At 62.8% G+C, this 11290-nt stretch carries 8 protein-coding genes and 1 pseudogene; 1 reads left to right on the top strand and 8 read right to left on the bottom strand.

Annotation, left to right across the window (positions count from 1 at the left end; translation table 11 throughout):
• The 8 genes from HUW53_RS21360 to HUW53_RS21395 form a co-directional block, all read right to left on the bottom strand.
• Positions 1-2209: AAA family ATPase (locus HUW53_RS21360; protein WP_237347766.1), on the bottom strand; the 2209-nt coding region annotated here is incomplete at its 3' end.
• Positions 2206-2793 carry a hypothetical protein gene (locus tag HUW53_RS21365; protein WP_237347767.1) on the bottom strand — a complete coding sequence of 196 codons (588 nt, stop codon included), beginning with the start codon at positions 2791-2793 and terminating at the stop codon, positions 2206-2208. The genes HUW53_RS21360 and HUW53_RS21365, both read right to left, overlap by 4 nt.
• Complete coding sequence (locus HUW53_RS21370) at positions 2790-4493, bottom strand: SIR2 family protein (protein ID WP_237347768.1); 1704 nt, start codon at positions 4491-4493, stop codon at positions 2790-2792. The genes HUW53_RS21365 and HUW53_RS21370 overlap by 4 nt, the downstream gene beginning before the upstream one ends.
• 120 nt (positions 4494-4613) lie before the next feature.
• Positions 4614-5732, bottom strand: a complete 1119-nt coding sequence (locus tag HUW53_RS21375; RefSeq protein WP_237347769.1) for a GIY-YIG nuclease family protein — start codon at positions 5730-5732, stop codon at positions 4614-4616.
• A gap of 47 nt (positions 5733-5779) precedes the next feature.
• Positions 5780-7651: a hypothetical protein gene (locus tag HUW53_RS21380; protein ID WP_237347770.1), complete on the bottom strand. Its 1872-nt coding sequence runs from the start codon at positions 7649-7651 to the stop codon at positions 5780-5782.
• Positions 7648-8133, bottom strand: coding sequence for an ABC-three component system middle component 2 (locus HUW53_RS21385; protein ID WP_237347771.1), 486 nt, complete (start codon positions 8131-8133; stop codon positions 7648-7650). The genes HUW53_RS21380 and HUW53_RS21385 overlap by 4 nt, the downstream gene beginning before the upstream one ends.
• A complete protein-coding gene (locus tag HUW53_RS21390; protein WP_237347772.1) occupies positions 8121-9125 on the bottom strand; it encodes an ABC-three component system protein in 1005 nt (334 codons plus the stop codon). The genes HUW53_RS21385 and HUW53_RS21390 overlap by 13 nt, the downstream gene beginning before the upstream one ends.
• Positions 9126-9922: 797 nt before the next feature.
• Complete coding sequence (locus HUW53_RS21395) at positions 9923-10852, bottom strand: LysR family transcriptional regulator (protein ID WP_237347773.1); 930 nt, start codon at positions 10850-10852, stop codon at positions 9923-9925.
• A gap of 117 nt (positions 10853-10969) precedes the next feature.
• Here HUW53_RS21395 and HUW53_RS21400 point away from each other — a divergent pair.
• Positions 10970-11194 (top strand): annotated as a pseudogene (locus tag HUW53_RS21400) (SDR family NAD(P)-dependent oxidoreductase); the annotation flags it as partial.
• Positions 11195-11290: the final 96 nt, after the last annotated feature.

Raw genomic sequence — 11290 nt, forward strand, 5'->3', positions numbered from 1 at the left:
ACTGGACAGGGTCGTCGAGTATCAGCCAAGGCATGCGAACCGGAACGGATAGATGAAGCGCGAGGAAAAGGGTAAGCGCAGCGGTGTTGAGATTGCCCTGACTGAGCATCGCTCCCGGCGAGCCGGACGCCTTGCCGGAGCGATGCAGCGTTTCAAGCACGGCCTCGACCTTGCCGCCGCTGCCGATGGGAAGCCGAAACGCGGGTACGAATTGCTCCGATGGGGCCAGCCTTACGAACAGATCGCGCCAAACCTTGTTGAGTGATGTGTTGAACACCTTCTTGACGATGTCAGAGCGCACTTTGTCGGCGGCTTCGGAGACCTTCTTCGCGTATCCGCGCGTAGCGTCGATTTCCTTGAATGCCGTGTCGAGGGTCTGGAGGCGCGCCAGCGTCTCATCGCGTTCCGATCGCAGGATGGCGATCTGGGCGATGTCGTGGATACGCAGGTCGAGCTCCGAGCCGGCCCTAATCCTGACGGCGGCGACGCGCTCGGCCTCTGTGACGCGCTCCTCGACAGTCCTAAGGGCCTCGGCGAGCGCGCGATCGATGCTCTCGAAGCTGCTGGTCGACTTTTGCAGAACGGCCTGCACCATGGTCTCGATTTCGGGAAGCAGTGAGACCGACTGCTCGTCTCGCCGGCGGGCTGTCATCACCGCCTGTCGGGCGGCGGCCGCGTCGGCAATCAAACTGCTTCCTTCTGCGGCAGTTTTCTGAAGGTCGGACAGGCGTTGCGCCAGGTCCGTCATCTGGGCCTGGCGCACGGTGAGCTCGGCGAGGTCTTCGGCAGAAAGCTGTCCGTTTGCGGCGCTGAGCAGGTCGCGCTGGGCGGTAGCCAGACGCGAACTCTCTTCGGCCCGCGCTGTCGCCAGCGACTGGATACGGCCGGCCTCGCTGGTCAGGGATGCGATCTTGGCGGCGACATGAGCCGACAGCGACCCGGCGTTCATCTCGGCGTAGTTGCGGCTGCAGACCGGACATATCTCGCCGTCGATGTGGGGAACGATGCCGGCGAGTGCGTTCGCGAGCGTTTTTGCATCTTCAGCCGCACCGGAAAGGTCCCGGTTGAGCTCCTCGATTCGTGTGGAAGCGCGTTGCACGGTCGCATTCAAGGTCGCGACCCTTGCGCTTCCCGTAGCGTGAGTCGCCAGCAGTCTTTCGCAACGCACGGCTTCTGCCTGCGCGCGACGCTGCGCCTCCGATCTGCCTTGCTCGGGGCCGTTCTCCAATGAGGGCACGTCGGAGAAATGGGCGCGGACCGCGTTGATCGCGGTCTCGAGGGCATCGCCGCCCGCCGCCCGCCATGTGGCGAGCACTTCGCCCGCCGCCCGATCAGCCCTTTCCCTTCCGGCCTGGTCGAGGCTTAATTCTTGCGACGGCAGCGATCGCCATCGTTCGTGGAGCCCACGCAATTCCGAGCGCGTGCGGGTGAGGTCCATGAGTTGACGATCGCCGTCTCGGGCGGCTTGCAGCCTGTCCTTGAGGTGGCCCATTTCGGTGGTCTCCTTGACCACCAGCACCGCGCCGTCGACGACGATCGAGGAGAGGATTTCATTGAGGCGGGTGAGCCGTTCGCCAGCGGCCTTTGCCGCTTCGTCGATCGCCTGGTCCTTGCGGCGGTGCTCGTCGTCGAGCGAGGATTTAAGCGCCTCAAGGCGACGATAGTCCGGCACAAGCTTGCGTACGCGCGTGACGTTGAAAGCGTGATCGAGGCCGTCGACCAATGCGTCGAGCGGATCGAGGCCGAGCAGTTCTTTGACGAACAAGGTCAGCGGCGACGTCGTCCCGGTTTTCTGGTCGTCATAGATCTCGAGCAGGCGCCCGAGAGTGGCCTGCGGCAGATAGCATCGCTCCGCGAAGAAGCGGGCCTTGTCGGCATCGAGCAGGGGATTGGGAAGAAAGGTGTTGTCGGAAAAGGCGAGGGCGCCGGCGGTGGCCGCTCCGTCGATGAGAGGGGCTGTCGTGGTTAGCGAGATCGAGCCGCCGCCGGTGTCGAGCGTGGTGAGATATGACTGGTATCTCGGCCCCTCGGCCGCGAGATGCGCGATCTTGCCGGTGAGCCCCAGCTCGAGTGCGGAAAGCACGCTCGTCTTGCCCATACCGTTGGTGCCGTGGATCAGCACCACCTGAGCGTCAAGCGGCACGACCACCTTGCCGCGAAGGCTGCGAAAGTTCTCGACGACGAGGTTCTTCAGCCGAACACCAGTCATTCCTCGTCCCCTTCATCGCCGATGGCGGCATCGACGGGGCCGGCGATCGCGTCAGCAAGCACCGTTTCGACCGCCTCCTTGCCGCGCGGCGCCGCGCTGATGACGGCGTCCATGAGTTCGCCCGTGGCGGACGCCGCCGTGGCGGCGCGCAGGTCGGCTTCCCAATCGAGCAGCGTGTCGACGGCAGGCGGCTGGGTCAGTGGCAACAGGACGGCGAGCCAGTCGCGCACCGCGCTGATCGCGTCAGGTCCAGTCGGCGCGCCGACCGGCAGGACACGGCACACCTTGCTGATCGACTGGAGGGTTTCGGCGCGCGGTTGCCCGGAGGTGAGAACCGCGGTCACGGGCCGTTTCGATCGCATCACGTCCAGAGCGCGGGTAAGCGCCATAACCTTCCGCGTCACCCCGTCATCGACGGTATCGCCCTTGAGCTCGATGACGATGACGAGGTCATTGGCTCGTTCGCCGGCGACGAGCGCATGCGTGAAGTCGAAGGAGATCGAGCCGATCTTGAAGGGCTTGGGAAGCTGGCGATAGCCACCTTCTTGAAGGAGAATATCGAGGACGCGGTCCGCCGTGCTCATAGTCCCACCTCGCCGCGAAACCGGTCGCGCAGTTCGTCGAGGTCGGCAGCGCCGCCGAGCATCGGACCGAATGCGACATAGCGCGGCCCAAGGGCGCCGCTGCGCATGGCGCCACTCGGACTGCGCTGCTGTCGCTCGGAGACCCGCCCGGAGCAGATCACCACGGCATCGTCATCCGTCTCGTCGAAGGCGCCCGCGTCGAGCAGGCTGGTGACGGTGTCGTCATTGGCGGCGAAAAAGATGCGTGTGCTGGCGTTTGGCGAGGTGAGCCGCAGGGCGCCGGTTCGCGGATCCGCAGGGTCGTCGATCGAACTGACCCAATTCGCCGCCTGTTCCTCTATTCCGATCAGGCCCAAGGCCACGGCAGCTTCTCGCTGGCCCGAACTTTTCAGGGCCAGCTTGTTCTTCATGCGGTGCACCGGTTCACCGTCGAGCGGGAAATAGGTCTGCACACCTGCGGCGCTGACGCCGTTCTGCAATTGGTGGCGGGCGCGAGCGAGCCCCGCCGCTATGGCGCGGGCAAGTGCAGGCCGGTCGGCATCGCCGGCATCGGCCACGCGGTCGCGGAGAGCCCTTATCCCCTCGGCGATCGCGGTCCGCGCCGGTTGATCGAGATTGGCTGCCTGTGCATCGCTAGCCAGGACCTCGAGCTTGGCAGCGAGAACATGGAGAAGCAGCCCCAGCAGCAACGGCTTGGCGTAGGCCTGGAGCCGCGCCGCTTTGCAGATCTCGTCGCGGTGCGCCTCGTAGTCGGCCTCACCATAGGCTCCGATCAGAACGTTCTTCTGATCGTCGCCGAGTTCCTGCGCGGAAAACACGATCGGGGTCGGCTGGTCGGTCCATTTCCAGCCTTTCTGGGCGTTCATCGAGGCGAAGAGATGCTTGATGTTTTCATCCTGCGCCGACATGCCGATCATGAGCGTTCGGCTGCGCTGAACGAGGGCGCCAAGCTGATCGCGCACGATCTTGAAGGTCTCGTTGCTCTTCCAGCCGGTGATCTGGGCGGTACGCGCGACGAGCAGCGGGCGATAGCCAGTCTCGTCGGCGATCGCGCGTAGGGCGCAGCCGTGAAACTTGTAGAGAATGGCTGCCGCGGCCGGATTGCGGAGGTCTTCGCCAGTCACGGTGATCCGATAAAAGGTCTCGTCATAGCCGAGCTCCTGCATCGCCGCTTCGAGCAAGCCGTCCCAATTGGCGGTGGCGAGTTCGGTCACGACCCCTTCGAGAGCAAGCATGCCGATGGCCAGATGCTCTGCGTCGGCGGACTGTGCGCCGAAAGTGTGGGGAAAGTCGAGGCCGAACCATAGCAAGTAATCGAGTTTCTCGCCCGGTATCTCCACCGACAGCACGGCCGAATACTGATTCCAAAGGCGCTTGAGAATATTCTTCAGGCTTGGCCAGGTCGATACCGGCTGGGCGAGGTCGATGCCCGCGCGTTCGTCTTCCGAGGGAGCGGCCATCCCGATGATCTTCTCGAGCGCCAAGCGGTATCCGCACGCTGCCGCCGCGGTGGAACGGGCACGCAGGAATTCGAGGAGCTTTGCCAGGACGCCGTCGAGCCCGACGACACGATCGCGCGATATGCCTGATCCGAGCCAGAACGCATATTGCCCGTGCGCGGCGCCGTTGCTCAGCCCTGCGAATTCGCCTTCGAACAGCGCAAGTGTTTCCTTGACTGAAATAGAAGCGGCGTCCGGCAAATAGAATTTCCCCCACTACCTATTCGCAACGTTATGCGTGTACCGGTTATTTGGCCACGTCTTTTTGCAGAAGAGCGGACTGCTGCGACGCGGCACGCACGCAGGGGTCGCCCGACCTTGTTAAATCACACGTGTATAGGTCTCCCCGTCGATCACCCGCTGCACCTGTTCTCTATTCCGCGCGCCGATGCGCGCGGCGATCATCTCTGCCGGGTGGTTCCTCGCCAGCTCTCGAATAGCCCGAACCTGCTCGACGGAGAGGCGGTCGTCGCGACCACAGATCTGGGCGACGGCCCAGGCGTCGTCCTTCCATTTTTCTGAGACCCAGGGGGCGGGAAGGCCCTTGCGTGGATGCTCGCGTAACCAGGCTTCAAGAAGTCGGTCGCGTTCGTCTGGCTCCGGCACAATCCGTTCGGCCAACATGCCATTCTCGCGAAGATATCGCAGTCCCGATTTGCCTCCCGGGATCATGTTGAGTCGCCGCTCGTCGTGCCAATGCCCCTCGACCAACCATTCCTCCGTCGCATAGAGCCGCTCGATATCATCGGTAATCGCCATGATCTTATGGTGGATGTAGGTCACACGGCCAGCGTCCATCTCTTCGCGCAGCTTTCGGTGAAACAGCAAGGGGCTTCCGGTCTCGATCGCCCGTCGGTGTTCTGCCCATCGCTTCTGCCAGCTACGGGTCGTGACGCCGACATAGAAGAATCCATCGTCGGGATATGACGATCCCGCACCGAAAATATGCTGATAGAGCACGAAGCTCTTTCTCGGAAATGAGTCTGGAGCGAGAAGTAGAGGCGCTGGCGCCGAAAATACTTGGCTTGGAGTCTTCACGCCAGCGATGTGGGTGGAAATGTCTCCGCGCGCTGCGGCGGCCAGCAGCGCGTGATCCTCAACAACATCAAGGCGTATTACAGGTCCAAGCGCGAGTTCGCCTTCTTCAAGTGTGTGGCCCGATCGAAACTGATCGGAGCCCACCATACGGTGGCCCAGCCTGACTTTGAGCTGGGGCGCGATGAATACCGGACTATCGCCGAGCGCGATGAAGTGGACGACCGGGATGAACTGGCCTGGTTTCACACGGATCACCCCGTGCTTCTGCCTTGCGATCCTAAGCCAGTGTGCGCCGTACTCGGACCGACACCATTGGCGCAGCAATGTCTCGACCTCCCGAAACCGGCGATGCATCGGCTTCGGAGCGAGATGCTCCCACCAGGCGCGATTGATCGAGACCAAGCAACCTCCAGAATTCTACCGGCGGGGGGTCTTGCCGGATCGCCGCCTCAATACAAGCCTCGCCGCTCACCGGTTCCCTGCGAACCGGCGAAGGACGTCACGATGGATCCTTCGCCAAGGGCGATCGGAGGCGGATCGTTCTCTATGATTACGAACTGGGCCTGATCTTTCTGCTCCACCAGGAACCGATAGAAGTGCTCCTTGAGGCCGCTATCCTTCACCTGCTTTTCGTCAGCATCCAACTCGCCATGCCTGGAGGTGAGCGGATCGCGGTAGCTCAGCAGAGGACTGTCGAGAACCACGATTCCTGGATGGGGAAGCTCCTTCTGCCGGCAGTACAGCAGGACGCCGATCTTGAACGCGGCGTTCATCAACGCGCGAACGCCCTTGCCGTTCGCGCGACGGCTTTTTCCGTCAATGAGAATATCGTGCGTCTTATCGTCGAAGGAGACGGTCGGCAGCCCCGGAAACTGCCAAGCATGAAGCACCGTCTGCACGGTGGTGGCAAATTCGTGCCCGGTCACACCATCTATGCCGGATGTCACGCTGCCGCGGGGCAGGGACTTCGGTTTGAACGCCTCAAGCTGCGTCTTTCGGCGATGAAGCTCGTCAATGCGCTGTCGCAGGGCAAGGCCCTGCCTGGTCACGAAGCGGGCCGTGTCCAACTCCTCGTAGGTGCGGCGCGTGGCGACTTCCAGCGGCTTCACCTCATCGAGCTGTCGGTCGATGTCTTCGATCTCGCCTGACAGCCGCTCGGCGCGTTTCAGCAATCCTTCCTGTTCGGCTTCAAGAGAACGTGTTGCCTTGGCAAGGTCGGCCCGCTCCGACGCGATCTTAGCCATCTCGGCCCGAACCGCCCTCTGGGTTATCTCGACCTCGTCGACGCCATGCGCGTGAAGCTGATGCGATGGATCGGCGCCGCAAAGGGGGCAGGGCCTGCGCGCGCCCGCCAGCAGAGCCGAGCCCCCTTCCTCGAGCGATGCCAGTCGCTGCAGATCGCTTTCATAAACGCTCTTGAGCAAAGTAAACCGTTGCAGCGAGAGCGATATCTCGGTCCGGCGCTCCTGGGCGTCTCTGAGAGATTCCATTTTTGACCGGCGATCCAGGCGAAGATCGTCCAAGAGCGACTGGCGATCCGACATTGTCTGCTGGAGGTCGCGGATCGCTGCGGTTTGCTTTTCGGCCTGATTGTTCAGGTCCGGGTCGCCGGGATAATCCCGCTCCCATTCCAGTTGCGCGGCCACAATCATCTCGTCGATGATCTCGACCTTGCCCAAGTTCGCGGTTCGCTGGGAATCGGGATTCTGCGTGGTGACGATCGCGGAATCGTCGAGGCCGGTCAGGATGAATTTCAGAACGTTCTTGTCGAATGTCTCACCGCTGCGGTCCGAAATTCGTATGGGGCTCCACTCCCCCATCATATTCGTTTCTTCGGTGTAAACGAAGGCGGCATAGTGCCGGAACGTGAAAGCGTTCTTGTCGCCCGTCAGCGTTCGAGCAATCTCCTTCGCGCCGACCCCGAGTTCGCCGAGCAGGAAACCCGACAGGCTCTCGCCCTTGCCGCGATGATCCCAGGATAGTGTCCGATCGGGCCGACCAGCCGCCTCCGGATCCACCGAACCGATGTGGAGACCGAAATCTCCGCCTTTCATCGCCCGCTCCAACGTGACAGTGCCGGTTATAGGAAGTTCGATCTCGAGCCAGCATTTGTCGTAGCCCTGGGCCTCGGTGATCGGCGGCAGGGGCGTCTTGGCGCCAGACATGAAGTCGAGCGCCTTGACGATATAGGACTTGCCACTGTTCGAGGCGCCCCAAACGACGTTGATGCGCTCTCCGAATATGAGGGTGACGGGCTTTTTTCCAGGCCCCGTAATCGCAAGACGGCGAAGGAGGAAGCGCGCGGGATTGGAAGTGCTCATGTCGGGCCTGTCTGGAACGCTTCGGTCCAATCGCCGATCCGCTCCCGCACTAGCCGCTTGAACTGTACCTTGCTGTGGGTCTTCACCTGCTCGGCGAGCCAACGAGCACAAGCCTTCATCTGCACGGAGTATTCCGTTTCGAGCAGCTCGACATAGGCCGCGGCCTCTTCGGAGGCGCGATAAACGATGCCTTCCTCGGCGCTCTCCTGGTCGACGAGATGGCATCGCTGCATGAGCTGCAAGCTCGCCTCGATCAATCTCCGCCGGACCAGAAGCTCACCTTTCCGACCGGGGACCTCGGGATGCAGGCTAGGGGGACCGCCCAGATCAGCGGTGTGCACGACGACATGGTCGAACAGGACCATCTCGGCGAGGTCCAGTGTTTCCGGCCGCAAATGCTCCAGCACCACGACGGCCCTGATGCCCGCCTCGAGAGGAGAGTTGAATAGTCCTGCAAAATCGCTTCCGCTCACGGCGCCCATTTCAGCCGCCCGTCATTCGCGAGGTGATGGCAAATCCCTTGCTTCACGGGAATGCGTACCGTGCGACCGATCAAACTAGCCGGCAGGATCGATGCGTGTTTCATGACCGCGTCGACGCGTCGGAGAAGCGTCTCGTGTCGATCGCGGTGCACCTCGATGACGCCGTGATAGACGTCGTCTTCAAACGTCCCAATCGCGCCAGGAGCCGTATTGTCCCGGTGAAACCGCTTGAATGAAGCGGCTTCGAAAAAGCGAGTGCGCTGATCGCGGAAATGCTCGCCGTGATCGGCGTGCGCCAGGACATCGTCGGCCGTTATGAAGGCGCCGCCGCTGGCCTCCCCATAGACGTGCCGGAGTTGGTCAACATAATGTGCCTCCTCCGGCTGAATGGCCGGCGGCGTGTCGCCGGCGGGCGCCTCGTCCGGCACCAGACCAAGCACCTTGGACAAGGCTGGTCCCGCGGCCTGGTCCTTGACGAGCATTGGTGCGGTCAGGTGCTCGACGCGCGAAAAATCGAAGCCCTCGATCGCCGCCCTGATTTCCGGGGTTAGCGCCACCGTCTCGCGCCGGGTTATGCTCTTGGAGCAGTGCTCTTCCCAGCCCTCGATCAACGCGGTTCGCAGGGTCGAAGGATTGTTGATCAGATCCATCAACGAGCCGACGATGCCGCGCGGTGCAACGAACACATATTTTTCGGGCAGGGTTTTGTATGCCCCCTGACAATGATGGAAAAACACCTTGCCGAGTTCGGCGAGCCCCTCGGACTTCCCAAGCTTGCCGCCTCGCGTCTTGCGTTTGCACTGAAAGAGATGCCAAGGCCCTTCGTGCCGAGCGCGGGTCAGGAAGCCGATCACGTCGCGGCCCTTGTCGTTCGCCGCGCCAATTCGTTCGACCCGATCGTATTGCTGGGAACGACGCTCCACCCACAGCTCGATAAATTCTTCGAGCTGCGTGTCGTCGATCTCTAACAGTCGCACAGCGAGGCTCGTCACGTTAGGTTGCCGCCCCCAAAAGACTGATCGACGTTATGCGAACCGATAATGTCATACTGGCAATGCATCCGCGTCCTTGTTCCGAATGGCTTGTGACCGAGTCCATTGTCGTGAAAAGCCCTGCTCGCCCGAGCCGGCGCCCGAGCCGGCGCCCGAGCCGGCGCCCGAGCCGGCGCCCGAGCCGGCGCCCGAGCCGGCGCCGATTTTACAGTGCGAGCCTCCTATTGCTAGCGAATTAGACACAACATACTCCCTACATTACCCGCGAACCGCCCCAGACGTTTAGCCTTCGATCAAGCGGCATGGTCCCCTGACATATGCGGCCTTCGCTGCGTGGCGTACGGTCACCAAATTCTGCCGAATGGATTCCGGCGTCGGCCGGATCTGGTTTTGGGTGGTGCTGAAGCCCTCAAGGGCCGCCTTCCGTAGGGGCGCTGAAAGTTCGCTATTGGCGCAAAGGTGCCGACGTGCCCCACCTCCGCTGAGGTCGGCTTTTGGGCCGTGGCCGTCGCCAGAGCAATGACCGAGATGGAGGCGCGAAGCCGAACGTCCTCTATAGTTCAACCAGCTGATTTCTGCTGTTGGCGCAGATCAGCCGGCGCACGGCGCCCACCCGCGTGGCAACGTCTGGTCGGTCAAGCGGTCTGCCGCGGGCGTGTGAAGGGCAAGCTTGCGGAAGGAGGCCACCATGTTGCCAGGCGCGGCGCCTCGAGGTCCAGCACCAGACCAGACAGGCACTTGGGCCGAAGGATTGCCGGTGGCCCGCGCGCACTTAAACGCGCCCGCTGAGACAGGCTTTACGACAGGCTTCCCGCGAAGCGCTCCGCCAGCTTCCGGGCTTTGAACGCATCGCCGACCCAGTCGATGAACACGCGCGTCTTGGCGGGCAGAAGGGTGCGCGAGGGATAGTAGAGTGAGATGGCCCCGGCGTCGCAGTACCAGCGCGGCACGAGACGGACGAGACGGCCGTCGTCCAGTGCCGAGAGCACGTCGGCCACGACTAGCAGCGCGACGCCTAGGCCGAGGAGCGCCGCCTCAAGCATGGCGGCCGGTTCGTTGACGACCAGGCTCTCGCGCAATGGCGCAAAAACTTCCCGGCCGGCGGCGTCCCGCATGGTCCGGTGGCGGATACGACCGGTGCGCAGATAACGCATGACGATGCCGTCGAGATCGCCGAGCCCTGTCGGATCGACGGGCGGCACGCGGTGTCTCATATAGGCCGGAGACGCCACCGCGATCAGATGAGCCGGCGCCAGCGTACGGGCGACGATGCCGGGCGACAGATCGAATCCGCCCCCAATGGCCGCGTCATACCCTTCAATGATCAGATCGACCGGCCGGTTCTCGAAATGCCATTCCGGCCTGATACGCGGGTAGCGCTCCATGAAGCCCGGCAGCAGCGGCATCAGGTAGTTGAGGCCAAAGGTCGGCGGCAAGCTGACCTTGAGCGTCCCCGCCGGCTCACCGCCATCCGCTGACACGCTGGCAATTGCCGCCTGCAGCCCTTCGAGCTTGTCCCCGATGGAGTGCCGGAAGGTTTCGCCGGCCTCGGTGAGGGTCAGCCGGCGCGTTGAGCGGCTGAACAGCCGAACGCCGAGATTGCGCTCCAGCATTGCGACGTTGCGGCTCACCGCAGCCGGCGTGAGAGACAGCCGGCGGGCCGCCTCGGAGAAGCTGCCATGCTCGGCACTGCGCATGAAAGCTTCGAGGTTGGCGAGGGTCTCCATGGGCCGATTTTCAATGAATGCTTGCCAATCTGTCAAATCATTCAGGGCTAATTCGTCGGGAATTATCCGTCCATCTTCACCCCACGACCAACCAACGGAGTGAAGATCATGTCACGGCTGTCCCATCCCCTGAGCGGCAAGGTGGCTCTCGTCACCGGCGGCTCGCGTGGCATCGGCGCGGCGATTGTGCGCCGCCTCGCCGAGGACGGCGCCGATGTCGCCTTCAGCTACAGTGCCTCGCCGGAGCAGGCGCAACAGGTCGTCCGCGCGGTCGAGGCGCTCGGCCGCCGCGCCATGGCCATCAAGGCCGACCAGGCGTCGTCCACCGAGGTCGAGGCGCTAGGGTCTAAACTCAACGGCTGAATAATGATTCAATTGGCTCATGGGAGGATGATTCGCCATGAGCCGGTTGTTCTGGTTGAACGAAGAGCAGTGGGC

The organism is Xanthobacter agilis (genome assembly GCF_021730435.1).
GTDB classification, from domain to species: Bacteria; Pseudomonadota; Alphaproteobacteria; order Rhizobiales; family Xanthobacteraceae; genus Xanthobacter; species Xanthobacter agilis.